This window comes from Acinetobacter nectaris CIP 110549 (genome assembly GCF_000488215.1).
GTDB classification, from domain to species: Bacteria; Pseudomonadota; Gammaproteobacteria; order Pseudomonadales; family Moraxellaceae; genus Acinetobacter; species Acinetobacter nectaris.
In genome coordinates this window covers 136,588-162,161 of the sequence record NZ_KI530735.1, presented here as the reverse complement: position 1 = coordinate 162,161, position 25,574 = coordinate 136,588, and the positions used below count along the sequence as shown (strand labels likewise).

General features: G+C 37.2%; 27 protein-coding genes, 3 tRNA genes, 1 other RNA gene, 2 pseudogenes and 1 riboswitch. Of the genes and pseudogenes, 18 read left to right on the top strand and 15 right to left on the bottom strand.

Features of this window, described 5'->3' with window-relative positions; all coding sequences use genetic code 11:
• Positions 1–2: 2 nt before the first annotated feature.
• The 3 genes from P256_RS11125 to P256_RS11115 form a co-directional block, all read right to left on the bottom strand.
• Positions 3–779 (bottom strand): alpha/beta fold hydrolase, encoded by a 777-nt coding sequence (locus tag P256_RS11125; RefSeq protein WP_023273781.1) that lies wholly within the window; start codon positions 777–779, stop codon positions 3–5.
• Positions 780–838: 59 nt separating this feature from the next.
• Complete coding sequence (locus tag P256_RS11120) at positions 839–1,432, bottom strand: LysE family translocator (RefSeq protein ID WP_023273780.1); 594 nt, start codon at positions 1,430–1,432, stop codon at positions 839–841.
• 289 nt (positions 1,433–1,721) lie between these two features.
• On the bottom strand, positions 1,722–3,068 hold the full coding sequence (locus tag P256_RS11115) for an aspartate aminotransferase family protein (RefSeq protein ID WP_023273779.1): 1,347 nt from the start codon (positions 3,066–3,068) through the stop codon (positions 1,722–1,724).
• Between the two features lie 167 nt (positions 3,069–3,235).
• Here P256_RS11115 and P256_RS11110 point away from each other — a divergent pair, with 167 nt between their 5' ends.
• Complete coding sequence (locus P256_RS11110) at positions 3,236–4,006, top strand: DeoR/GlpR family DNA-binding transcription regulator (protein WP_023273778.1); 771 nt, start codon at positions 3,236–3,238, stop codon at positions 4,004–4,006.
• Between the two features lie 41 nt (positions 4,007–4,047).
• On the opposite strand, the gene P256_RS11105 is transcribed toward P256_RS11110, so the two are convergent.
• The 4 genes from P256_RS11105 to coaD form a co-directional block, all read right to left on the bottom strand.
• Positions 4,048–4,124, bottom strand: a tRNA-Met gene (locus P256_RS11105).
• A gap of 60 nt (positions 4,125–4,184) precedes the next feature.
• An RNA gene (gene rnpB, locus P256_RS13020) (RNase P RNA component class A) lies at positions 4,185–4,542 on the bottom strand.
• A 20-nt stretch (positions 4,543–4,562) separates the two neighbouring features.
• Complete coding sequence (locus P256_RS11100) at positions 4,563–4,832, bottom strand: YfhL family 4Fe-4S dicluster ferredoxin (protein WP_023273777.1); 270 nt, start codon at positions 4,830–4,832, stop codon at positions 4,563–4,565.
• Positions 4,833–4,838: 6 nt separating this feature from the next.
• Positions 4,839–5,327, bottom strand: a complete 489-nt coding sequence (coaD, locus tag P256_RS11095) for a pantetheine-phosphate adenylyltransferase (protein ID WP_023273776.1) — start codon at positions 5,325–5,327, stop codon at positions 4,839–4,841.
• A gap of 153 nt (positions 5,328–5,480) precedes the next feature.
• On the opposite strand from coaD, the gene smpB reads away from it, so the two are divergent.
• A complete protein-coding gene (smpB, locus tag P256_RS11090) occupies positions 5,481–5,957 on the top strand; it encodes an SsrA-binding protein SmpB (protein ID WP_023273775.1) in 477 nt (158 codons plus the stop codon).
• A 60-nt stretch (positions 5,958–6,017) separates the two neighbouring features.
• Here the strand turns inward: smpB and P256_RS11085 are convergent, their stop codons facing one another.
• The 3 genes from P256_RS11085 to rluD form a co-directional block, all read right to left on the bottom strand.
• The gene (locus P256_RS11085) at positions 6,018–6,572 is read right to left on the bottom strand and encodes a flavodoxin family protein (RefSeq protein ID WP_023273774.1); all 555 of its coding nucleotides are present in this window, start codon (positions 6,570–6,572) and stop codon (positions 6,018–6,020) included.
• 29 nt (positions 6,573–6,601) lie between these two features.
• Positions 6,602–7,351 (bottom strand): peptidoglycan editing factor PgeF, encoded by a 750-nt coding sequence (pgeF, locus tag P256_RS11080; protein WP_040332219.1) that lies wholly within the window; start codon positions 7,349–7,351, stop codon positions 6,602–6,604.
• Positions 7,352–7,446: 95 nt separating this feature from the next.
• The gene (gene rluD / locus P256_RS11075; RefSeq protein WP_040332176.1) at positions 7,447–8,499 is read right to left on the bottom strand and encodes a 23S rRNA pseudouridine(1911/1915/1917) synthase RluD; all 1,053 of its coding nucleotides are present in this window, start codon (positions 8,497–8,499) and stop codon (positions 7,447–7,449) included.
• Positions 8,500–8,572: 73 nt separating this feature from the next.
• On the opposite strand from rluD, the gene P256_RS11070 reads away from it, so the two are divergent.
• From P256_RS11070 to P256_RS11065, 3 genes and pseudogenes are all read left to right on the top strand, one after another.
• Complete coding sequence (locus tag P256_RS11070) at positions 8,573–9,649, top strand: outer membrane protein assembly factor BamD (RefSeq protein WP_023273771.1); 1,077 nt, start codon at positions 8,573–8,575, stop codon at positions 9,647–9,649.
• Positions 9,650–9,764: 115 nt separating this feature from the next.
• A pseudogene (locus tag P256_RS13515) lies at positions 9,765–10,086 on the top strand (CHC2 zinc finger domain-containing protein); the annotation flags it as partial.
• Positions 10,087–10,220: 134 nt separating this feature from the next.
• A pseudogene (locus P256_RS11065) lies at positions 10,221–11,618 on the top strand (DNA primase); the annotation flags it as partial.
• Between the two features lie 40 nt (positions 11,619–11,658).
• Here the strand turns inward: P256_RS11065 and P256_RS11060 are convergent.
• Positions 11,659–11,937 carry a hypothetical protein gene (locus P256_RS11060; protein WP_023273769.1) on the bottom strand — a complete coding sequence of 93 codons (279 nt, stop codon included), beginning with the start codon at positions 11,935–11,937 and terminating at the stop codon, positions 11,659–11,661.
• A 299-nt stretch (positions 11,938–12,236) separates the two neighbouring features.
• The gene (gene hemA, locus P256_RS11055; RefSeq protein ID WP_023273768.1) at positions 12,237–13,526 is read right to left on the bottom strand and encodes a glutamyl-tRNA reductase; all 1,290 of its coding nucleotides are present in this window, start codon (positions 13,524–13,526) and stop codon (positions 12,237–12,239) included.
• A gap of 89 nt (positions 13,527–13,615) precedes the next feature.
• On the opposite strand from hemA, the gene P256_RS11050 reads away from it, so the two are divergent.
• The 10 genes from P256_RS11050 to ribB all read left to right on the top strand — a co-directional run bounded on the left by P256_RS11050 (position 13,616) and on the right by ribB (position 20,408).
• Positions 13,616–15,355, top strand: coding sequence for a tetratricopeptide repeat protein (locus P256_RS11050; protein ID WP_023273767.1), 1,740 nt, complete (start codon positions 13,616–13,618; stop codon positions 15,353–15,355).
• Positions 15,339–15,938, top strand: a complete 600-nt coding sequence (gene lolB / locus P256_RS11045) for a lipoprotein insertase outer membrane protein LolB (protein ID WP_023273766.1) — start codon at positions 15,339–15,341, stop codon at positions 15,936–15,938. The genes P256_RS11050 and lolB overlap by 17 nt, the downstream gene beginning before the upstream one ends.
• Positions 15,939–15,940: 2 nt before the next feature.
• Complete coding sequence (ispE, locus tag P256_RS11040; protein WP_023273765.1) at positions 15,941–16,762, top strand: 4-(cytidine 5'-diphospho)-2-C-methyl-D-erythritol kinase; 822 nt, start codon at positions 15,941–15,943, stop codon at positions 16,760–16,762.
• Positions 16,763–16,772: 10 nt separating this feature from the next.
• A tRNA-Gln gene (locus P256_RS11035) sits at positions 16,773–16,847 on the top strand.
• A gap of 91 nt (positions 16,848–16,938) precedes the next feature.
• Positions 16,939–17,013 (top strand) — tRNA-Gln (locus P256_RS11030).
• A gap of 36 nt (positions 17,014–17,049) precedes the next feature.
• Entirely contained in the window at positions 17,050–18,003 is a 954-nt protein-coding gene (locus P256_RS11025; RefSeq protein WP_023273764.1) for a ribose-phosphate pyrophosphokinase, read from the top strand.
• Between the two features lie 98 nt (positions 18,004–18,101).
• On the top strand, positions 18,102–18,398 hold the full coding sequence (rplY, locus tag P256_RS11020; protein WP_023273763.1) for a 50S ribosomal protein L25: 297 nt from the start codon (positions 18,102–18,104) through the stop codon (positions 18,396–18,398).
• A gap of 21 nt (positions 18,399–18,419) precedes the next feature.
• Positions 18,420–18,998, top strand: a complete 579-nt coding sequence (gene pth / locus P256_RS11015) for an aminoacyl-tRNA hydrolase (protein WP_023273762.1) — start codon at positions 18,420–18,422, stop codon at positions 18,996–18,998.
• Between the two features lie 42 nt (positions 18,999–19,040).
• A complete protein-coding gene (gene panD / locus P256_RS11010) occupies positions 19,041–19,421 on the top strand; it encodes an aspartate 1-decarboxylase (RefSeq protein ID WP_023273761.1) in 381 nt (126 codons plus the stop codon).
• A gap of 101 nt (positions 19,422–19,522) precedes the next feature.
• Positions 19,523–19,662: riboswitch (FMN riboswitch) on the top strand.
• 86 nt (positions 19,663–19,748) lie between these two features.
• Complete coding sequence (gene ribB, locus P256_RS11005) at positions 19,749–20,408, top strand: 3,4-dihydroxy-2-butanone-4-phosphate synthase (RefSeq protein ID WP_023273760.1); 660 nt, start codon at positions 19,749–19,751, stop codon at positions 20,406–20,408.
• Positions 20,409–20,456: 48 nt separating this feature from the next.
• Here the strand turns inward: ribB and P256_RS11000 are convergent, their stop codons facing one another.
• Positions 20,457–20,942, bottom strand: a complete 486-nt coding sequence (locus P256_RS11000) for a DUF1289 domain-containing protein (protein WP_023273759.1) — start codon at positions 20,940–20,942, stop codon at positions 20,457–20,459.
• Between the two features lie 121 nt (positions 20,943–21,063).
• Here P256_RS11000 and trhO point away from each other — a divergent pair, with 121 nt between their 5' ends.
• The gene (trhO, locus tag P256_RS10995) at positions 21,064–21,996 is read left to right on the top strand and encodes an oxygen-dependent tRNA uridine(34) hydroxylase TrhO (protein WP_023273758.1); all 933 of its coding nucleotides are present in this window, start codon (positions 21,064–21,066) and stop codon (positions 21,994–21,996) included.
• Between the two features lie 61 nt (positions 21,997–22,057).
• On the opposite strand, the gene P256_RS10990 is transcribed toward trhO, so the two are convergent.
• Positions 22,058–22,858 carry a sulfite exporter TauE/SafE family protein gene (locus P256_RS10990; protein ID WP_023273757.1) on the bottom strand — a complete coding sequence of 267 codons (801 nt, stop codon included), beginning with the start codon at positions 22,856–22,858 and terminating at the stop codon, positions 22,058–22,060.
• Between the two features lie 25 nt (positions 22,859–22,883).
• On the opposite strand from P256_RS10990, the gene P256_RS10985 reads away from it, so the two are divergent.
• Together P256_RS10985 and P256_RS10980 are read left to right on the top strand one after the other, a co-directional pair.
• Positions 22,884–23,645, top strand: a complete 762-nt coding sequence (locus P256_RS10985) for a biotin--[acetyl-CoA-carboxylase] ligase (RefSeq protein WP_023273756.1) — start codon at positions 22,884–22,886, stop codon at positions 23,643–23,645.
• Positions 23,642–24,367, top strand: coding sequence for a type III pantothenate kinase (locus P256_RS10980; RefSeq protein WP_023273755.1), 726 nt, complete (start codon positions 23,642–23,644; stop codon positions 24,365–24,367). The genes P256_RS10985 and P256_RS10980 overlap by 4 nt, the downstream gene beginning before the upstream one ends.
• Here the strand turns inward: P256_RS10980 and P256_RS10975 are convergent.
• Entirely contained in the window at positions 24,364–25,533 is a 1,170-nt protein-coding gene (locus P256_RS10975; RefSeq protein ID WP_171068526.1) for a GGDEF domain-containing protein, read from the bottom strand. The two genes, P256_RS10980 and P256_RS10975, sit on opposite strands and share 4 nt — an antisense overlap.
• Positions 25,534–25,574 lie beyond the last annotated feature (41 nt).

Here is a 25,574-nt window from a genome sequence, read left to right as displayed (position 1 = left end):
CTTTACGCTGTCTGATCTAACCATGCGTTTATATACGTCATAGTTTTTGGTAAAGACTGACCCATCATATACATATGATCTGAACCTTGTAAAAAGATATAAGTTGCATTCTTATATTTTTTTGCAGTGGCTTCAGCAATTGCAGGAACAACAACCTTATCTTCACTTCCACTCACAACCAATACAGGTGCTTGAATGCTTTCTGTATCGACAGTGGCTGCTTTCTTACCGTCTAAGAACCATAAGGCCATTTCAGCATAAGCTCTACCCGACTCGGCAACCAAGTTATCATAAAACTGATCTCGAACCTCTTGAGATTGTAAATTCATACAATATTTATCTAAAGTCACTTTATTTGGCATCAATGGCTTTTTCCAAAACTTCCATTGCATAAAATGTTTATAGAATGCCTGAATCATCGTTGGATATAATGCATTAACTCCTGCCATTGGCGCAGGGCCTAATAAAATAAGTCCACGACATAAATGAGGTTCACGCGCAGCCAATAGCTGTGCAATAAGTCCACCCAAAGAATGACCTAAAATATAAGCAGGCTCAGGTAATGATCGTAATAAAATACTTAAATCATCGACATAATCGGTCAAACTCAGTGATGCGACCTTAGTTGCCCCTTCTCCAAGAGGTAAATCATGATGGCGTAACGTAGGCGTATATACCTTAAGATCTAAATTTTCTAATGCTTCTATAAAAGCATCTCCCCAACTATTTCCTTTACACCATGTACCATGAATTAAAATAATTGGTTTTTTATTATTCATTTTATTTTCCTCCAGTACTTTTTATTTATATAAAAGAAAAAAGAGTCTTTCGACCCTTTTTAAATTGCGGTTATTGCAGAATAGCTCAATGGCAATGAAAAGCTCATTAAAATAATAGATGCTGTACGTTGTAAGTTTTGTTGATTTAACCAACTGACTTTATTTGATACAAGCACAGAACCTACACAAATCCAAAAGAATGCGATTGGTAAAATAAGTGCAAGGAACGCTGCCATATGTAAGCCATATACATTTAAACTTGCCCATGCTGCTTGTGGAAAAATTGCCGATGCAAACAGTAAACCTTTAGGATTTAACAGTGTTGCAACAAATAGTGTTTTTGGCGTAATTGTTGGCTTTGCAAACTCCTGACTAGCAGATGAAGTACGCCAAAGTTTAATTGCTAAATAAAAAATATAGGTTGCGCTAATTAACTTTAAAATAGCAGGTAACCACGGTGCAGAAGCTGACACAGAATGAATTAAAACACCCCATAAAGAGATAGAAATAAGATAACCTAATGCTTCTGAAGGAATTAAGTTACAAGATTTTTTAATACCACTATAAATACCAGACGAAGCCAGTAAAGTATTTGTTGGCCCGGGGGTCAGTAAAATTGTGACAACCAAACCAATAAACAATAATGTAATCATACGATATTTTCGTTATTGGATTGTTATTATTAATCACTGAGTTGGCATCTTTTGTCGAGCCTACAAATGTAAGAAAATATATAAAAAACCATCTAAGTCTCAAAAAAACCAATTCTAAAATAAATTTAAATCAATTAATATCAAAAACTTAAATAAATAAATTTCACCCAACTGGTTTTATCTTTGTATAAACATAATTATGTTACAAATTAGCCAATTGAGTAAAAATAAAACAAGGTTTCTTTCTTACATGATATTTTATGCATATTAATTTAGAGAAATTACTACACTAATCAAACATTTTTGGATTGGATAATGTTTTATCTAATGCACCAACAAGCCAATCAATATCACTCATTTGAAATGCAAGGGGTGGACGTAACTTCAAGACATTTCCATGTGGTCCTGCAACAGAAGTTAAAATATGATGCTGGTTACGCAATTCTTCAATAACATTAAGTGCTAATCTTTTATTCGGAGTCTTACTTGCACGATCTGCAAGTTCAAAACCAATAAATAGACCTGCACCTCTAACATCTCCAATACATTCATGTTTTTTCATGAGTTCAGTCAGCTCTTTTTTTAATAAAGCACCAACTTCATAGCTATGCTGTTGTAAATTTTCATCATGAATTACATCTAAAACTGCTTGAGCCGCTGCCATAGATACAGGATTACCACCGAAGGTATTAAAATACGGAATTTGGTCGCTAAATGCAGATAAAACATCATGTTTTGCAAATAATCCTGACACAGGAATACCATTTCCCATCGGTTTGCCTGTTGTCACAATGTCAGGAACTACACCATGACGTTCAAAACCCCAAAATGCATCTCCTGTTCTTGCAAAACCAGGTTGCACTTCATCCGCAATAAACACACCACCATTTTTATGTACCACATCTACTGCTTTTTTTAAGAAGCCAATAGGATGCGACATCACACCATCAGAAGAAAAAATAGAATCGGCCAAGAAACCTGCAAACTTAATACCTTTTGCCTTCATATCATCAATTTGGGTTTGTATTTGAGCTGCAAACCAATCACCCATATCTGCATGCTCTACACGATATTGGTCTGGTGCAGGTACACATCGTGTCGTTGTTGCTAGCGCTTGTCCTGTACCTAATGCAGGAGAGCATCCTGAAGTAAGTTCACTTGTGCCATGGTATGACTCTTGTGAAACAATAATTCCCATACCTCCTGTATATTCACGCGCAACTCGAATCGCTAAATCATTTGCTTCTGAGCCTGTACACATATACATAGCGCGATTAACTTCAGATGGCATTGTTTTTAAAATATTTTCACTATAATTGAGAATATTTTCATGCAAATAACGTGTATGTGTATTTAAAAGCTGCATTTGCGCTGTAACCGCATCTATGACACGTGGATGGCAATGACCAATACTCGCAACATTATTATAAACATCAAGATATTTTGTACCATTTGCATCCCATAAATATTGCCCCTCTCCTTTTACAAGGTGTACAGGATTTCGATAAAACAGACGATAAGATTCACCTAAGACCTCTCCTCGCTTATCTGTCAATATTTTTGTATCACTATCAAGCGCAGCAGCATGCTCAGCTCGAAAGCTATTTGTATCCATAATTGTTGATCGTGTAACCATCGTGCTGTCCTTTAAATGCCACAGATTATTTTTCATTCATTCCAATATAAATATAGTTTTTATAAAATGCAATAAAATACACAAATACTTTTTTATACACAAAAATATCGCTTTCTTATCTGAAAAAAAGTAATATTTAAATTAGATACTTTGAGATTTTAAAAACAATGATTCAACAAGAGCGACAACAGCGTATTCTTGGATTACTTTCTAGTTTAAGAAATATGAGTACAGAGCGTGTGATGCAAGAGCTCAATATTTCTAGAGAGACAGCAAGAAGAGATATTGTTGAACTAGAAAAATTGGGTCTTGTTAAACGTGTTCATGGTGGTATTACATGCATTGATGATGTGATTAACGAAGCTCCTTTAACTATTCGTCAATCTCAAATGGTAAAAGAAAAACGTCATATTGCACGGGCAGTTTTAGGACATTTAAAGCCTAAACAAACCATATTTTTAGATGCAGGAAGCACTACGTCTATACTTGCAGAAGAGTTAAGAAACTTTTCGGGCCTCACGATTATTACCAATAGCTTGCAAGCTGTTTTTAATTTAACGCTTGCAAATGAAGACCAAGTTACTGCCAAACATGAAATTATTCTTTTAGGTGGGAAAATCGTACAACGCCCTCAAACACAAGGTGAACATGTCATCTCAGAAATACAACGCTATTATGCCGACATTGCCATTTTATCGCCTGTAGGCATACATCCTATACATGGCGCAACGAGCTTTTCATCTGAAGAGGCTGAAATTGCAAAAGCAATGATTAAGCATAGTAAAAACACCTTTATTTTGGCAGATCACACCAAAGTAGGTACTGTTAGTCGAATTAATTATGCGAAATCTGAAGAAATAACGACACTATTTATAGACAATGAAACAGAAAATAAGAAAGGTTTGGAAAAGCATTTTAAGCATATTGTATGTGCTTAAGCCATAAAAAAAGACCATACAAGGGTGCATGGTCTATAAAATGGTGGCTATGACTGGACTTGAACCTGTGACCCCAGCATTATGAGTGCTGTGCTCTAACCAACTGAGCTACATAGCCGAAAACTGTTTGCGCATTCTATTTGCTTAAAAAAGAATAGTCAATACTTTTTTATAAAATCTGTGAAGTGAGCCTGTAAGCCGGGTTCTGTCGAGAACGATCATTCCTCTAGGCGTACAATCACTCATACGCTCAAGCGACCTACCCGAATCCAGTATGGGCCATACCTATGTGGATTCCTATTTGGTCTTGCTTCAGGTGGGGTTTACCATGCCATGTACTGTTACCAGACATGCGGTGCGCTCTTACCGCACCCTTTCACCCTTACCATATAAATATGGCGGTCTACTCTCTGCTGCACTTTCCGTTGGCTTACGCCACCCAGGCATTACCTGGCACCTTGCCCTGCGAAGCCCGGACTTTCCTCCCCTATTTTAGTCACGAAGACCTTAATAGCAGCGACCGTCCAGCTCACTTCGGCGCACATATTAGCAAATCTTATTCAGAAATGCTTGTATTTTTTTGACCAATTAAACGATGATACTTTTCAAGCAATATTTCTTCACTTTCTTCATGCTCAGGATCTTTAGGAATACAGTCGACAGGACAAAAAAGCTGACACTGTGGTTTGTCATGATGCCCTATACATTCTGTACATAAATCAGGATCAATTTCATAGATCACATCACCAAGATAAATGGCTTCATTTGGACATACTGGCTCACAGACATCACAATTGATACATTCATCTGTAATATACAATGACACGTTTAATTACCCTTTTGCATACTTACGCTGAAATGCTTGAACAACATGCTCAGGCACAAATTTTGAAACATCACCATCTAAGCGAGCAATTTCACGAACCATCGTTGATGAAATAAATGAGTACTGTTCAGATGGCGTTAAGAATACCGTTTCAAATCTTGCATCTAGCGTTCTGTTCATATTGGCAAGTTGAAACTCATATTCAAAATCTGATATTGCTCTTAAACCACGTAAAACTGCTGTTGCTTTTTGCTGATTAAAAAAATTAACAAGTAAGCCATCGAAACCGATAAACTTAATATTGTCTAACTCAGAAAAAGATTGTTGTGCAAGTGCTACACGCTCTTCTAAAGAAAAAAGTGGTTTTTTATGATGCCCAACAGCAATCGCGACAATAACCTCATCGAACATCTTTGATGCTCTCACAACTAAATCAATATGACCTTTTGTAATCGGATCAAATGTTCCAGGATAAATGATACGGCTTTTAGACATCCAAATTGTACTCAAGTTTTGTCATATAACATACCATTCTAACAAAAACTTGATTTTTAGAGAATGGACTCCATTAAAGCCTTTAACATAAGAAACACTTCACCTCGTCTAAAGTTTACGGCACAATAGATGCATATTTGGAATATATAGATTATGGCGAACGTAAAAGTAGTTAAAAAAAATAATGGCGGCACAATTGCGCAAAACAAACGTGCCCGTCATGATTATTTTATTGAAGAAAAATTTGAAGCAGGCCTTTCTTTGCAGGGTTGGGAAGTAAAGTCTTTACGTGCAGGGCGTATGAGTCTTGTCGAAAGTTATGTTATTTTCAAAAATAGTGAAGCATATCTTTTTGGTGCTCAAATTCAGCCTTTGCTCTCAGCTTCTACCCATGTCGTACCAGAAGCTACTCGTTCTAGAAAGCTGTTGCTGTCTAGAAAAGAAATTGAAAGACTTATGGGTGCCGTGAACCAAAAAGGTTACTCATGTGTGCCTTTAGCATGCTACTGGAAAGGTCATCTTGTTAAACTTGAAATTGCACTTGTAAAAGGTAAACAACTTCATGACAAACGTGCAAGTGAAAAAGACCGTGACTGGAAACGCGATAAAGCGAGACTCTTTCATAAATAATAAAAAGCCCTCTATACATGGAGGGCTTTTTATATTAAGTACAACCACTTTAAATGACTTCTAGTTTTTTATTCTTTGTAGAGTCAAAGCAACATACTCACCAAACCATAATGCTGTCTTTAAATCACCTTCAGGCGGTGTAATATCTACAGGCTCATTATCTGACTGCGTCATTAATCCTAAATGGCTAGCCAAACGGTTTAAATCTAACTCTGTATGTCCCTTAGCAAGCAGTGGTAAACCTGTCCATAACATTCCATGCTGCATTGCAAAAAGGTTAATTTGCTGTAATACAGAAAGTTTATCTCCACTTAAACCACCTGAGTTCGTAAATCCTGCTGCCACCTTTCCTTGCCATGTACGTGACATCCAACGTTTTGATGTACTGTCCATAAACATTTTAAATGGGCCTGAAACACTTCCCATATATGTTGGCGAACCAAAAACTATCCCATGTGATTGATCTAAAATATCCCATTGAATATCTTCTATAGACATTAAAAAAACTTTCACACCTATCTTTTCTGCACCTTTAGCTATATAGCTTGCAACCTTAGCAGTATGCCCATAAGGACTATGATGAATAATAGATAAGATTTTTTCAGATGCCGACATGGAATTAGACACAATTGGTTTAAACCCGACTATTTTACCATGAATTTATTTATAAATACGAATGTTGCCATTCTTCCCGTTTTAGGCTGACGACGATAAGAGAAATAATCCTTATTTTGTGAAAAAGTACACTCCTTTCCACCCAAGACATGTACTACACCAAACTGTTTTAAAATATGTGCAGCAATCGCATATAAATCAGCATATGCCTTATTTTCTATCTTTTCTTTAGTTATAAATGCAAACTCAACAGCATATTTTTCACAAAATATTTCTTTAACTTCTAAACCAACTTCAAAACTGTTTTGACCAATACATGCACCTAGCCAAGCCCATGTTGGTGGCTTTTTCATTGTTTTAATTGTATTTTCAATAATGCCACTCGCAAGGCCTCTCCAACCTGCATGTACATTTGCAACTTCATCATCATTCCCAAACACAATAGGCAAACAATCCGCAGTCATAATCATTAATGCATGACCCTGCATTTGTGTAACTAGACCATCGCCTATACGAGGGTAAAATGTAGTCTCATCGTTGATGACATGACATATCGTACTATGTGTTTGCTGTAACCATGTCATTTTTGATACTTGAAATGATTTTAAAGACTCCATCAATGCAATACGATGTGCATGTACACGCGCCTCATCATCACCAACGTGTAATGCTAAATTAAATCCTTCTAACTCAGACTGTCTTGCAGGTAAACTATTTTCAAACTGTAATCGAGTTTGTCCAACATATATTCCTTTGGGTAATCCTTCTACGAATTGAATCATCTCCATATCCCTATTTAAAATTTTTATATTTAAATCAAAGAAGTACCTCACTCATTGGTTTGTACTTCTTTGATTTTAGCAATCTAACTCTTTTAGTATGCTTTATTTTCTTCACGTAAAACTGTTACTAATGCATTAAAGTCATCCGGCCACGGTGCTTCAAAGAGCATCTCTTCTTGAGTTCTCGGATGAACCAAGCCCAATTTAGCAGCATGTAAAGCTTGACGGCGAAACCCTCTTAGCATTTCAGTCAGCCGTTCAGATGCACCCGCAGGTACACGCACACGACTCATATATACAGGATCACCAACTAGACCGTATCCGATATAGCTAAAATGTACGCGAATCTGATGTGTACGTCCTGTTTCTAGTTGTGCTTGCACTCTTGTAAAATGTTGAAAACGTTCTTTCACATTATAGTGTGTAACAGCATCTCTCCCTCCAGGAAGAACAGCCATTTTTATACGATCTACAGGATGTCGTTTAATCGGTTCATCGACTGTACCACCTGCAATAATATTGCCATAGACAATTAGATCATACACACGATAAACAGACTTACGCGCCAACTGTCTAGAAAGTGAGAACTGCGCTTCTAATGTTTTAGCAACAACAAGTAAACCCGAAGTATCTTTATCTATACGATGAACTAAACCTGCACGAGATAACTCTGCTGTTTTTGGTGCATGATGTAAAAGTGCATTCACAAGTGTGCCCGATGGATTACCTGCACCTGGATGTACCACCATACCTACAGGTTTATTAATAACCACAATATCATCATCTTCATAGACAATATCTAGGGGAATATTTTCAGGTTTACTACGAGTTTGTTGCTCTAGTTCCACATCTAGCGTTAAAAGCTCTTTACCTTCACAACGATATTTTGGTTTAACCACATTTCCATCTACTAACAAATGGCCATCTTTCATCCATTGTTTGAGTTTTTCACGGGAAAAATCGGGCCATACTGTTGCAGCTACTTGGTCTATACGCAGACCTAAATACTGTTCATCCAACTGAAATTGCAACGATAAATGTGTTGCAGTTGCAGAAGAATTATGATTATCTGCATCATCAGTCTCTTCAAGTAAGTTGAAATCTGTTTCAGTGGAATTAGAATGAGAAGAATTTATCGAAGTCATTTGGCTCATTAGAACAATTAATGGTTTAATAGTGCCATTGTAGCTCATTGCCCGTATTAACTGAGGAATTTTTATGTCGCTACCACGTTATAAAGTTACGATGCTTGCACTTTCTTTAGGCATTGCTTGTACATTTGTGGGCTGTAGCAGTAATCCATCAAAAAAAGAAGCTGATCTTGGCCCAAAAATGAGCGAAGAAACATATTACAGCGCTGGACAAACTGCTTTAGATAAAGGTCAGTACAACGAAGCAGCAAAGAATTTTCAAGCAATTGATACATACTTCCCAACAGGAACACATGTTGAACAAGCACAGCTTGATCTGATTTACATAAAATTCCAACAGAAAGATTATCCAGGTGCAATTTCTGCATCTGAACGCTTTATTCGCTCTAACCCAGATGCACCAGAGGCAGACTTAGCATATGCTTACTATGCACGTGGTGTTGCAAATATGGAGCAAAACTATGATGGTATTATTCGTTATACATCATTAAAGCAATCTCATCGTGATGTTAGCTACCTAAAAGTAGCATATCAAAACTTTGTTGATTTTATCCGTCGCTACCCTTCAAGCCAATATGCAGTAGATGCTGCTGAACGTATGAAGTTTATTGGGCAAGAGCTTGCAGAACACGAAATGGAAGCTGCTCGCTTCAATATCAAACGTCAAGCATGGGTTGCTGCTGTTGACCGTGGTCAATGGGTTTTAGAACACTACCCTGAAACACCTCAAATTCCTGAAGCACTTGCAACTGTAGCATATAGCTACAATGCTCTTGGTGACCAAGCGACAGCAAATCAATATATTAATGTACTTAAGCTAAACTACCCTAACTTAGTTAAAGCAAATGGTACTGTTAACTTAAAAGCAGCTCGCCATGAAGGAAGCTTCTTAAACCGTGCAACCCTTGGTATTTTAGGTCGCGGAGAAGAAAACTCTTTTAAAGGGCAAGCTCAAGAACAAACTACTGAACATGCTCGCAGCTTAACAAACCGTTTAAGCTTTGGATTATTAGACCGTCCCGATCATCACGAAGCAGTAAAACCAACTGTAGAGACACAACCTAGCCATAGCGAAACACCAAAGCGTAGCTGGTTAAACCGACTCTCTTTTGGACTCATCGATAAGTCTCAAGTTGTAAACTAAGAAGAGTCTTTCGAAATACTCATAAAAGGTAAGCATTTGCTTACCTTTTATTTTTTGCTTATCAAAAATTTGATAAACTAAAATGCCACATTTTTGATAAGCATGTGTCCATTATATGGCTATTCCACAGCAGACTATTGACCAAATTCTAGATCGTATCGATTTAGTCGAACTTATTGGACAACGTGTCAAACTCAAAAAAACGGGAAGAACCTATTCTGGATGCTGCCCTTTTCACCAAGAAAAAAGTCCTTCATTTCATGTTTATCGTGATAAACAGTACTATCATTGCTTTGGTTGCCAAGCCAACGGGAATGCGATTCGATTTCTAATGGAATATGAAAGCCGAGGCTTTCCCGATGTTGTTAAAGAACTCGCGAGTATGGCAAGCATTGAATTGCCAAAAGAACAGTTTGATACCAAAAAGCCAACGTATAAAAAAACTCAAACTAAACCTACACATTCAGAAAGCACAGATACCTCTCCTGCATTTAAAGCAGCACATGACCCTTTTGAGTTTATTGAATCAGATCATGCAAATGACTTTACAGTGCTTGAAGAAAGCTTCACTAAAGAGCATCAAGAAGGAAACTTATATGACCTACTTGAAAATATTGCAGAATACTATGAACAACAGCTCACTCAACACACACATGCTCAGCAGTATTTTCAACAACGTGGCTTAACACAAAAAACCATTCAATCTTGGCGATTAGGCTATGCACCTGAAGGATGGCAACATCTTGAGCAGGCTTTTCCACAAGATATTGAAGGCATAAAACAAATTGGTCTTATTCGCACAAGTGATAGCGGAAGAGATTTTGACTTATTGCGTGACCGCGTCATATTCCCTATTAGAGATAGCAAAGGCCGTGTTGTTGGCTTTGGTGGTCGTGCACTAAATAACGAAATTAAACCCAAATATATTAACTCACCAGATTCTGATGTTTTCCATAAAAATCAATTACTTTATGGCTTATACGAGGGAGGAAAAAATAAAGCACAAGATTGGCTCATGGTTGAGGGCTATATGGATGTAATTGCTTTAAGCCAAGCCAATATTCACGGTGCTGTTGCAACGCTAGGTACAGCAAGTAATACAGACCATCTTAATATTTTATTTAGACGAAATCATCGTATAACAATTGCTTTTGACGGCGATAGTGCGGGTCAAAAAGCAGCCCGTCGAACACTTGAAATCGCTCTTCCATTACTCAATGATGGAAGAGAACTAAAGTTCTTTATTCTTCCCGATGAACACGACCCAGATTCACTCATTCGACGCGAAGGTGTAGAAAAGTTTAAAGCTCTTTGGGAACAATCCCCTTTACTTTCAGACTTTCTGTTTGCACTTCTTAGTCATAGTTACGACATATCAAGTCCTGAAGGCAAAAGCCAAGTCATGGCAGAACTACGTGGCCTCACCAACTTACTTCCACAAAAAGGCTCTTACCGCTATCTGCTAAACCAATCATTTCGAGAAAAACTCGGTTTAGGTAAACGGTTTACCCCTAAAGTAAGTAATGATGCAGCTTTATCCTTCAATATTCAAACACGTATAGAGGACTATGCAATTGCTTTACTGATTAGCCATCCTTTTTTATATCAACAATTTTCAAGCTTACAAGAACATATCCCTAAAGAGGAATTGCTTGCTGAAATTTTAGAAATTTTGAAAGTTCTATTTGATACGCTACCAGAAGAGCAAGATGCGGCAATGTATTATATATTAGGCGCAACAAGTGAATATCACCATATTACTTTAGAACTATTACAACGAACAAATATATTTAGTTTAGTTGATACACCAGAAAAAGCATTTAACCTTGCTCAAGAGTATACACTGACTTTAAAAGGCACTTATTTACGCAAAAAAATGAAAAAGCCTCAATCCTTACAAGAGTCACAACATCTTCGTAAGCAACTAAATGAGCTAACAAAGCAAATCAGTTTACAACTTTTACAATAAACTTTTTCAGGGCAAAGCACTTGCCCTGAGCACATACAACTTAATGAAAGAATTGGTTATATTTACTGCGAACAAGCTGCTGAACTTTTAGTTTTTTTACCTGATCCAACAGACTATGTTGCTCCTCAAACTCTCCATCAAATACACCAACCGAAATCGACGGTATATTCATTTTTATCTTTTCAGGTAAATCATGAATCATAACCGTTGCTTTTTCATTCATTTTTACAAAAACTTGATGTTGATACGTACGACCTTGACGAATAAGTGGTAAATCAGATGCTTTCGATAGCAAGTGAGTTACATCGATATGTTTCATATCTGACTCCTGTATCCTAACTTACGAGATACTTAGAAATAAAAAGAACTAGCCTGAAATGGATATAAAACCAACTTATTCCTATAGATCGAAGATTTTAAATCCTATTTATTTTATTATAACCGTATGATTTATTCTGCCAACATATATACAGATATGTCTAATTAAAAAAAATAAAATTATTTATTTATTTAACAAAATCAAAACATTAAATAAAAACAAAAAAAATGACTTATCCGTTCAAACTTTTGAGTTGACGAAAGAATTGTAATAAAGTGCCTATTTAAGACAAACTCAATCTAATGATTTTTTTTAGGAATGCGGTTGTTTGCCAAAATTTGCTGCAAATTTTCTTTCATCCAATCAAAATATTCAGGATCATTTTCTTTAACAGCTTCTCGTAGAAGTAGTGATGTTGGATGTAATAATTTTTGCGTTAAACGATGTGAAAAGTCATTTAATACTTTTTCTGCATCTTCACCACTTTGTAGCTGCTGTAGTGCCAAACTCAGCTCTTGCTGTTGGACATGATTTCCTGCATCTCGGTATGCTGCAATCACACCACCTGCTCTTTTCACTTTTTGTTTAGATACAAGCTGCGTTGCAAGCTGATTGACCATTACCTCGGCTTCAACAGCCGCTTGGCGACGTTGTGCAAGATTTTCATCAATCACTGTTTGTAAGTCATCTACGCCATACAAATAGACACCATCTAAATTTTCTACTTTGGGATCTATATCTCTCGGTACAGCAAGATCAACCATCAACATCTGTTGATAGCGTCTTTTCTTCAAAGCAGCTTTTACTTCCTTATAATCAATCACCTGATGCAGACTTCCTGTGCAACTTGAAATGACATCCGCACGATACAGATGATCTGCCAACTGTGCAAAAGGTATAATCTCAACATCAACAAATGAAGAAATTTCGTCTCTTAACTTTTCAGCGCGCTCCATACCTCTGTTACAAATAATAATTTTTGCAACACCCATATCTGCCATATGTTTCGCAACTAAGCTATTCATCTCGCCTGCTGCGACCATAAGTACAACTAGCTTTTCAGGATGACTAAATACCTGGTGTGCAAGCTGTGCAACCGCATAGCCCATAGACACAGCATGGCTACCTACTGCTGTTTCAGAACGCACACGCTTAGCAGCATAAAAAGCATAATCAAAAATGCCATTTAAAGCTGAGGAAACTGTTCCTGCATCTTTTGCCAATGAAAGCGCTGTTTTAACTTGCCCTAAAATTTGAGGCTCACCTAGCATTAAAGAATCCAAGCCACTTGCTACACGCATTAAATGTGAAACAGCCTGAATATTTTCATAGCGATATACATGATTAAACAATTGCTTTACATCAATATCATTGGTTTTTGCTAACCAACTCAATAAGATGTCTATATTTTCAGCATTTGCATAAATTTCGGTGCGATTACAAGTCGAAACCACAACAAGATCATTTAAATCTTCTTGTGCATTTTGTTCAGACAGCAAAGTACTCAAGCGTTCTGCATTAAAAGCAATACGCTCGCGTAATTCAACAGAGGCGGTATGATGGTTGACACCAAGGGCAAAAAACGTCATGTCGTCATATCATCATTTAACTAAAATTTTGCATGTGTTATTGTGCATCATGAGTGTCATAATAAGCTAAATATTTGGATAAAGAAACTTTGCAGCAAACCATTCGCCAGAACTCAAACATATTGATTCGGCAATATTCTAACACAATCTTACTGTTAGGTAGCATTGCCTTGGGTGGCCTGTCTACCACTAGCTTTGCACAAAATATAACTCAGCATTATAAAACTCTCCCACTAAAACAAAGCATGATTGCAGAGTTTGCACTCAACTACAATCAACCTGAACTGGCTGTACATAACTACAAAAACCTTGCATTACATACAGATTCTGCAATTGCCAAACAACGTGCATTAGATGTCGCACTCGAAGCAAATAACTTTAATGTTGCTCTTGCAATCGCATCACACTGGGTACAACAAGACCCATCTGATGTACCTGCACTATTTTATCTAACACATATCTCACTCAAAGCACATAAATACGAGCTTACAGCGGAAACACTCGATAAAATTTTAAGCATTGACTCTGATGCAGACCTCGCTGAGATACTCACTGGAATTTCACCAGATAATCAACATGATAGAGAGGTTCTACTTCACGCACTACGTCATAGTAAAGCAAGAAAAAACCCCTCCATTCTCGTGCTCATCTCAAGTCTAGAAGCTCAAAACAATGACTTACCACAAGCGCTCAAAGACGTACAACAAGCACTCAAGAAAAAACCAAATGTCACTAGTTTTATTCTGCTCAAAGCCAGTTTACTTGAAACGTCAGGCAATGAAAAAGCAACTGAAGCTTGGTATAGTAAATCTGTTCAATCTCATCGATATAATTACGAAGTACGTTTGGCCGAAACCAAGTATCTTATTCGTATAGGACAAGCAGAGCTCGCACTGAAAAAGCTACAAACCATTGTGCGTATATGGCCATCGTCAGATGAAGCCATTTTCATTGCTGGGTTAACAAGTATTGACTTAAAACGATACAGCATGGCTGAAAACTTTTTATTAGCTTTAAAAAATTCACAGCAATACCAGAATGAAGCCAACTACTACCTTGCTATTAATGCAGAACGCAAACAGCATTACGAAACTGCAATGGCCTATTATAGACTAGTCGACGGAAGCTTATATACCGTTTCTAGACGCAATTTAATTAATATTTTTGATAAAACAAATCGGTTAAGTGATGCTTTACGCTTTCTCACACAAGAACGTGTAAACTACCCGCAGTACGCAAGTTTTCTATATCAGTTACAAGCAGATATTCTCAAAAAAATGCAAAATAAGCCTGCTGCAATTGAGCTACTTAGTGAGGCTATGCAAAATCTACCAGACGATCCTGACCTCATTTATGCCCAAGTTTTACTGCTCAATCCCTACGAAGATAAAGACCTACTTGAGAAAGATTTAAATCGTTTACTAGAAATTGACCCTGAAAGTCCAACATACTTAAATGCTTATGCTTATACACTTGCTTTACAGAACCGAAGACTTTCTGATGCACGAGAGTATGTAGAAAAAGCATTAAATAATGCACCTGATCAAGCAGCCATTTTAGATACTTATGGTTATATCGCTTTTCTACAAAATGACTTCAAAACAGCAATTCCAGTATTAGAAAAAGCATATTTGTTTAACAATAGCCCAAGCACGGCTTTACGTTTAGCACGTGCATTCTACCTGACCAATGAAAGTAAAAAATTTGCCGAATTAGCACAGCAATTGGCAATTGACTTCCCTAATAATAAGGATATCCAACAACTCCAAACACTATTACTTCCCCAACAAGAATCTATGAGTCATACAGAAAATGCGATTAATCACTAAACTTAGCCTTGCTTGCATCATGGGTAATATACTTATTCTCAGTGGTTGCCAAAACTATGTTCAACCACAGCAAGCCGTGCACAAATTGGCTTCAGAACCTGCAAAAAAAAATACATTTCAGCTCGATGGAAAAATTGGTGTAAGAACAGCTGAACAATCAGGAAGTGCGTTCTTCACATGGGCTCAACAAGACAACTACTTCAACATTGACCTTACAGGTGCTTTAGGTATTGGTAAAACGCATATTGAAGGTCAACCTGGACAAGTTACCCTAACAAGCGCAAAAACAGGCACTATTTCTGCAAGTTCGCCTGAAGAACTACTTGAGAAAGCAACAGGTTGGCAAACACCTATTACAGATCTTGTTCAATGGGTACAAGCTAAAACTGCAACAAACACAGCACAAACAACAACCGATTCAAAAAATAGATTAACCAATATTGTAGAAGATGGCTGGAATGTGAGTTTAATTTATAATGATGAAACACAAACATTGCCCAATAAGCTTGTTTTAAAACAAGTCCTGCCAAATGAGCAGGAAAATCGCATTACTATGGTTATTCAAAATAGGACAATGAACTAAAAATGATTAAGGTCGCATCGCCTGCAAAAATTAATCTCTTTTTACATATTACAGGTCGTAGACAAGATGGTTACCATGAGCTACAGACAATATTTCAGTTTATTGACTTGTATGACTGGTTATCATTTAGCCAAACAGACTCAGATCAAATTACCATAGAAGGAATAACTTCAGTCGATAATACAGATAACCTTATCTATAAAGCAGCCCAATTACTTAAGCCTTATGCAAAAAAGAATCATGGCTTTCATATCAAAATTGAAAAGAATATTCCAATGGGAGCAGGACTTGGCGGTGGTTCTTCAAATGCTGCAACGACACTTATTATCCTAAACCGGCTGTGGCACTGTGGGTTAAGTCAAACAGAACTTGCACATTTAGCAATACAACTCGGTGCAGATGTCCCTATATTTATCTATGGAAAAAATGCTTGGGCTGAAGGTATTGGCGAACAAATATCCCCAGTTAATTTGCCTAAAAAATGTTACATAATCCTCAAGCCTGACTGTTTTATCAGCACCCAAAAGCTTTTTTCACAAAAAACATTGACAAGAGACTCAAAGCCCTCTAAATTTTGCGCCTATCAACAGCAGCCATCGAATTTTGGAAATTGTTTTGAGCATCTTGCGAAAAAACTTTACCCTCAAGTTGATGAAGCAATGCAATATCTGAACCAGTTTGGAAATGCAAAGCTTACAGGAACAGGTGCTTGTGTTTTTGTTGAAACAACTGAAAGTATGAATGTAGAGCATATTTTAAAACATTCACCATGTAACGCTTACTTGGTAAATAGCTTAGAAGAATCTCCACTTATTCATATTTAAGTTAGATTGTAGGGGTATCGCCAAGTGGTAAGGCAGCGGGTTTTGATCTCGCCATCCGTTGGTTCGAATCCAGCTACCCCTGCCAATTTGATACAAAAAAACATCGTGCACGTTTTTAAACAATGTCATTTTTTCTTGACAAAATTGAATAAAAACTTTAAAGTTTTGCACACATTAGGGGTATCGCCAAGTGGTAAGGCAGCGGGTTTTGATCTCGCCATCCGTTGGTTCGAATCCAGCTACCCCTGCCATATTCTTCTAAACATGCCAACCGCCAAGGGTGCTTCATGCCCAATCTTGTCGTTTTTAGTGGAAACGCCCATCCACAATTCGCTCAAAAAGTTGTAAGCCATTTACATGTGCCTTTAGGCTCTGCTTCTGTTACTCGCTTTTCAGATGGTGAAATCGCTATTGAAATCACTGAAAATGTTCGTGGTAAAGATGTCTTTATCGTGCAGCCTACATGTGCACCAACCAACGATAACCTTATGGAAATCTTGGTAATGGCGGATGCCCTACGTCGTGCTAGCGCTGGACGTATTACAGCTGTTATTCCATATTTTGGTTATGCACGCCAAGACAGACGTCCTCGTTCTGCTCGTGTTCCAATTACAGCAAAAGTGGTTGCAGATATGCTCACAACTGTTGGAATTGACCGTGTAGTAATGATTGACCTGCATGCAGACCAAATCCAAGGTTTCTTCGATATTCCAGTAGACAACATCTACGGTACACCTGCCCTACTTGCTGACTTACGTCAACAACAACATGACAATCTTATGGTTGTATCTCCAGATGTTGGTGGTGTGGTTCGTGCTCGTGCTGTTGCAAAACAACTTGGTGATATCGATCTTGCAATTATCGACAAACGTCGCCAAAAAGCCAATGTATCTCAAGTGATGCATCTTATTGGTGATGTAAAAGGTCGTGATTGTGTCATTGTTGATGACATGGTTGATACCGCAGGAACGCTCTGTAAAGCGGCTGATGCACTTAAACAATTTGGTGCGCGTCGTGTTGTTGCCTATGCAACTCACCCTGTGCTTTCTGGTAAAGCACTTGAAAATCTACGTAACTCAGTCATTGATGAGTTGGTAGTCACAGATACAATTCCTTTATCTCAAGAAGCACAAGAACTTGGAAAAATTCGCCAAGTTTCTGTGACAAGCATGGTTGCTGAAACAATTCGTCGTATTAACAACGAAGAATCTATTAGCGCAATGTTTGATAGTTATCTATAATAACTGACTTCTTAAAAACCCTAACCTTACGTTAGGGTTTTTCTATCACTAGATTGGTCGCAAATCTAGTTTTTATTCATTTCAATGAGGATTATCTCATGGCTAAATTCGTATTAAACGCTCAAACACGTGCTGAAGATTTACAAGGGAAAGGTGCGAGCCGCCGCCTTCGTCGTGAAGCACTCGTTCCTGCTATCATCTACGGTGGTGAAGCTGAACCTGTAACAATTACTTTAGAACTTCGCGAATTAACTCGCCTTCTATTAGAAGATGGTTTCTTCACTGAAACTTTAGAAGTTAAAATTGGTGAGAAAACTGAAAGCGTTAAAATCCAAGCTTTACAGCGTCACCCTGCTAAAAATACACCTATGCACGCTGACTTCGTTCGCGCGTAATAGATACAAGAGCGTTTTTTCGTGAATAAAATTTCGCTCATTGTCGGTTTGGGTAATCCTGGTTCACAGTATGCCCAAACCAGACATAATGCTGGATTCTGGTTTGTTGAACGTCTTGCCGAACAATACAATATTCATCTAAAAAATGAAGCAAAGTATTTTGGCATTACAGGACGTGGACAAATTCATGGACAAGATGTCCGTCTTCTCCTACCAACAACATTTATGAACAAATCTGGTCAAAGTGTTGTACCCTTCTCAAAGTTCTATCAGATTCCTCCCGAATCTATCCTGATTGCACACGATGAACTCGATATGAACCCAGGCGTTATCCGCTTAAAATCAGGCGGTGGTCACGGTGGTCATAATGGTCTTAGAGATATTGTTCCACATATCGGTGCAAATTTTCATCGTCTACGTATAGGTATTGGGCATCCTGGCTCAAAAGATCGTGTTTCAGGTCATGTACTGGGTAAAGCACCAAGTAGCGAGCAAAACCTGATGGACGATGCAATTCACCATGCACTAAGCAAAGTTGATTTGCTCATCAATGGCAATATATCTCAAGCCATGAATCAAATTAACGCATACAAGCCTTAATCTTCTAGATTTTTGAAATAACAGTTTTTCAAGGGAAATTCCATGTTATCACGTCTATTAAAATGTAAGATTCACCGCGCAATCGTCACACATGCCGAACTTCATTATGAAGGGTCATGTGCAATAGACGGTACACTTATGGATCTTGCAGGGATTCAAGAATACGAAGAAATTCACGTATGGAATGTAACGAATGGCAAACGTTTTACAACATATGCAATTCGCGGTGAAGATCATTCAGGCATTATTTCCGTCAATGGCGGTGCTGCACATCAAGCCGAGGTTGGAGATATTATCATTATTGCAACTTTTGGTAGTTTTAATGAGCAAGAGGCACAAGCACACAAGCCCAAACTTGTCTATGCAAACCCAGACAATACTGTAAACCATACAGCAAACTGTATTCCCGTTCAGGTATTATAAATTTAATATATCGAGTAGATAAATAAGCTTTACAAGAATAAAGCATAAGACATTGCTATAATGCATTGAAATTCGTTAGATTTGCTGTCTATAATCCTGAGGTATCTCTTCAGGGCGGGGTGTAATTCCCCACCGGCGGTAATCTCATAAGAGTCAGCCCGCGAGCTTCATACATCGGTATTTAGCAGATTTGGTGAAAACCCAAAGCCGACGGTTATAGTCCGGATGAAAGAAGATGACGTTCTCAATCCTATTGCATTGACAATATTGTAACGACCTTATTTCTCAGTCCTGAAATGTTTTCCTACTCTTTATGGAGCATTTCAAATGTCTATTTTAGTTGAACCATCACAAGCTTTTAAAGCACTTCCTCCTGCAACACAACGCATTGAACAAGCACTTAAAGATATTCAGCAAGGCAAACCTGTTCTTGTTATGGATGACTTTGACCGTGAAAATGAAGCAGATTTAATTATTGCAGCAGATACCTTAACAGTTCCCTGCATGGCACAAATGATTCGTGATGGATCAGGAATTGTCTGCATGTGCATCACTCATGAGCTAGCAGACCATCTAGAACTCCCACCTATGGTTCAAAATAACTCAAGTCAGTTCCATACAGCCTTTACAATTACCATTGAGGCTAAAGATGGTGTAACTACTGGCGTATCTGCACAAGACCGTGTGACTACTATTAAAGCTGCAACCAAACATGGTGCTGTCGCAGAAGATCTAAATAGACCTGGGCATGTTTTCCCTCTACGAGCAAGAGAAAATGGTGTACTCACACGTCGTGGACATACTGAGGCAACGATTGACTTAGCACGACTCGCAGGCTATCAATCTTCTGGTGTTTTATGTGAGTTAACTAATCCAGATGGGACAATGGCTGCAGGACAGCAAGTTTTTGATTATGCAGAAAAACATCAGCTTACACTAATTACAATTGAAGAACTGGTTCAATATCGCATCACACATCAGTGCTAATTAACAACCATCTACTCTGCTTAGAGCAAAGTTTTTAATAGCTTTGCTCTACTCTTCTTCAAGCATTTTAATTAAGTTTTTCCCAATACTATTTGCTCGAATCCAAGCCAGCTCATAACTTGCATTTGCCAAAGTTAAAATTCGATTTTCAAAGTTATCCCATAATGGTTTGACTTGATTTGTAGAAATACCTAAGCCACTTTCTTCAGAAAATTTTTTATTTTTTTCGCAAAGCTTTAACGCATGATACAACCTACGCCCTAAAGTTGCTTCTGGTAATAAACGTATGCCTTTACGTTCTAAGAATAAATTGACTTGTTCTAAATTCATATGCGGTAATAAAGGAATAAGTACTTTGTCTAGTTGCTCATCTAAACGCTTCCATACAGCCAGTTGCTGTTTTGCAGTATAGTTATTCCACTTAATTACTTCATGGTTAAAACGGCGACATCCACGGCAGACATGATCACCAAAAACGGTTGAACAACGTCCTGCACATGGGGTTAAAGCAGGTGTATGATGTTCATTACTCAAATTATTCTCTCCAAAATAAATAATAACCCATAATTTTTATATGGATTTCTCGCATATCTATGCATTTCACGCTAAAATATGCGCCTAAAATTTCTATATCTTAATACAATTGGAGTTATCCATGAACGCTACTGTAGAACAGCTTGCACCTGTAGAACAGCAAGCGACCGCAGGTTGGGTTGTTGCCGCATTATATCAATTTAAAGAAGTAGCGAATCCTGAAGATTTGCAACAGCGTCTTTTAGATCTTGTAAAAACAATCAACCTATGTGGAACTCTTATTGTTGCAGGTGAAGGTATCAATGGTACTGTAGCAGGTAGCAGAGATGCAATTAATACCATTCATCAATTTTTATTAGGTGAAGGCTTTAATACAATGGAATATAAGGAGTCTCATAGCTCTGATAAACCATTTCGTAAAATGAAAATTAAGCTTAAAAAAGAAATTGTTACACTTGGTGTAGAAGTTAAACCACGTGATTTAGTCGGTCATTACCTCGATCCAAAAGAATGGAATGACCTCATTGCACGTGATGATGTGATTCTCATCGACACACGTAATGATTATGAATATAAAGCAGGAACATTTAAAAACGCAATCGACCCTAAAACGGAAACATTCCGCGAATTTCCTGAATATGTAAAAAAAGAACTCGAACAACATAAAGATAAAAAAATTGCCATGTTCTGTACAGGTGGTATTCGTTGTGAAAAGTCTACCTCCCTACTCTTACAAGAAGGTTTTGATGAAGTCTATCACCTTAAAGGTGGTGTACTAAAATACTTAGAAGAAACACCTGCTGAAGAAAGCCTTTGGGAAGGTGAGTGCTTTGTTTTTGATGGTCGTACAGCCGTGAAACACGGTATGGAAGAAGGTGTAAATACCAAATGTCACGCATGTGGTTGGCCACTTACACCTGAAGAGGTTGCAGAACCAACCTATGAACACGGCGTATCATGTGTTTACTGTATTGAAAAAACAACAGATAAGCAAAAAGAAGGCTTCCGTATGCGTCAATCACAAATTATTGCAGCAAAACGAAAACGCCTATAATTTTTAAAATAAAGCCTATATATGCAAAAGCCAACATTGAATGTTGGCTTTTCTTTTTTAACTAACCCCATGCACGATACAAAAAGTAAATCCCAACAAAGAGAAGTAAAAAGCTAAAACATTTTTTAAGCATAACTGTAGAAAGTGCATGTGCCACTTTTGCTCCCAACTTTGCAGTTAAAAAGCTCATGATACTAATACCAATAAAGGCATAAATATGCACATAACCAATCGCATGGTTAATTTGTTGATGCTGTTGTTGCCCAAAAAACATAAAGCCAATTGCACCCGCTATTGCAATAGGTAAGCCACATGCTGCTGAAGTTGCAACAGCCTTTTGCATAACCACACCATGCCTATTTAAATATGGAACAGTTAAAGACCCACCACCTATCCCAAAAATAGCAGATGCAATACCAATGACTCCACCTGCAGTGATTTGTTTTGGTCGTGAAGGAAGTTGTCGTGAAGTATCTACATGTGCTGAAGCACCCGTAAACATTCTAAATGCAATAACTATTGCAAAAATACCAATAATAACTTGTAAGATTTGTCCTGATAGTACATCTGCAATACCTGCACCCGCAAAAGAGCCAATAACAAGTCCAGGTGCAAGATTTTTTACAACCTGCCATAACACTGCCCCTTTTTTATGATGTGCCATGACAGAGCTAATAGAGGTCACTACAATGGTGGCTAAAGAAGTACCTAAAGCCATATGCATAATTAAATTTGGATCATAACCTTGATGAGAGAAAACCACATACAAGATGGGTACAATAATTAAACCGCCACCAACACCAAATAGCCCTGCAGCAAAACCTGCAATTGCACCAATCATTAAATATATGATTAACTCCATACATATTTCCTTATGATGTATTAAAATGGATTCTGAAACTCAAATATTAAAAAGATTATTATCTTTATCAAACCATATTCCTGAAGTTGTACTATTAAAACAAACAACAGAATCTACCAATGATGATGTAAAAATCCTTGCTCAACAAGGTGTTTCAACGGCACTCGTCTGTAGTGAAACACAAACCCAAGGCAGAGGTCAGCATCATCGAGAATGGCAATCGCCTCAAGGGAATATTTACTTTAGTACACTTGTAAATACAACCATACCACTTGATGGACGTCTTGCTTTAGAAACTGCTCTAAACTTATTACATATGCCATGCATTTGTAACTTAGACCTTTATATAAAATGGCCAAATGATTTATACAGTATGCAAGGAAAATGGGGAGGAATTCTTGTAGAACCTATCTCAGCACATCAAGCTATTGTTGGTGTGGGTATTAACCTATTCCCCCATACATCCATTGCAAGTTTAGACCAGCAAACAACTTCACTAACGCAGCTTGCACACCTAGATGTTTCGAGAACCGAAGTTATTGCTCAAATGTACATTGCGATACAAAATGCAGTGCAATGGTTTAATTATGGCTCTCAGAATCTTGCTGAACGATTCAATTATGTTGCTATGTTTAAAAATAGAATGGTTACGTTTGAACATGCTCAAGGAAAAATTCAAGGTATCTTTACTGGTATTCAATCTGATGGTGCTGTTTGCATCGAAGTTGATGGTAAAATAAATAATTTTTATCAAGGACGGTTACGTCTTTTGGAAGGCACATCATGAGATGCTTATGGCTAGATATTGGAAATACTCGCCTGAAATATTGGATTACTGAAAATGGTGAAGTTTTAGATCATTTTGCAGAACTACACTTACAATCACCTGCCGATTTACTGCTAGGTCTTATACAATATTTTAAAAAGCAAAAGTTAAACTGTATTGGTATTTCTTCTGTTTTAGACAAAGCGAATAACCAAAATATTGAAAAAACCCTACGACTATTGAAATGTCCAATGCATTTTGCACAAGTGCATAAAGAATACAGTAAATTTATTTGTGGTTATGAAGATGTCAGCCAACTTGGCATTGATCGCTGGTTACAAATGCTTGCTGTTGCTGAACAGAAAAAGAATTATTGTATCGTTGGCTGTGGCACAGCACTCACTATTGATCTTATTGAAGGAAAACAGCATTTAGGTGGCTATATTCTTCCTAACCTGTATTTACAACGTGATGCACTTATACAAAACACCAAAGGGATTAAAATTCCTGATTCTGCTTTTAGTATATTAACTCCCGGCCATAATACTGTAGATTGTGTGCATCATGGTATTTTGCTTGGTTTAGTCAGTAGTATTGAAAAAATTATGCAGCAAGGACAAAAAAAACAACTTATTTTAACAGGAGGAGATGCTCCACTCTTTGCACATCACCTCTCTCAATATCAACCTGAAATTATTCCCGATTTGCTTTTAAAGGGATTACAGACTTATTTACAATATTAGCTGTTTATCACACTCACAATTTGGTTACGGCCATTCCTTTTTGCTTCGGCAAGTTTTCGATCAATATCTGTATAGATATCTTGAAAGTCTGTGGTTGCATCATACTCACCGACTCCCATACTGACCGTAACCATCAAACCTTCAGCAATTTCAGAGAAATCATATTTTTCAATTGCTTCACGTAAATACTCAGATTTTCTCATCAATGTTCTTTGATTAAATGATGGTAAAACCACCATAAATTCTTCACCACCTAAACGAATAACTTTACTATCTTCACTATTCATATTGGTTTTAATTAAATGTACCAATATTTTAATGACAGAATCACCAATTGGATGACCATATTGACTATTCACTGATTTAAAAAAATCGATATCTAACATAATCAAACTAAAAGTATTTAATTTAGGTAAATCAAACTCAATAAAATGCTGTAACCCTAGACGGTTGTAAGCTCCTGTTAAAGCATCAAAAAGCCTTTTTTCATTGGTATCTCGAATAAGACGTTTAATCGCAAGCAATAAAGTTAAAATACTAAATATCAGCACTAAAATATAAAAGATATGCTGTAAAATATAGAAATTCTCATAAAAAGGGTTCTTATTTTCTACAAATAAAATTCTGAGCATTTCAGGTGAATAAGAAAGATATGCTAGACGCCATAGAAGCGAGATAACCCATAGGGTGATGACTAAGCACCAAATTTTCTCTAACAGGTCACCAAATATAAGACGTCTTACATTCCAAAGTGCTAAACCTAAAAATATAAGCAGTATGCTATAAACACTAAAAACGCGTATGAAATCTGAAAAGTCTGTATTTGGAAAAAGTCCACTAATACAACGAATAATAAATGATAAAATTAAAAGGCTAAAACAAACAGTTTGGTCTAATACCTTTCCTTCTAGAGCAACAATCCCTTGTGCAATAAAATAACTAAAAATTAAGAAACATATCCCACTGAGAGTTACATTCAGTGGAATATTTTCAGGTATATGTGCAATTTGTAGCCCGATCCCTAAGCTCATTCCAACAAAGGCAATACTTAAATAAATTAGGTATTGCGCTTTACCTACTAGAAAGTAAGTTAGAAATAATAAAATTCCCATTAAAAGAATTGTTAAAGGATACGTTAGCATTACTGAAAGTAATATATCCGTCACATAAAGCCCCATAATTCAACCAAAGGTTGAATGAATTAATT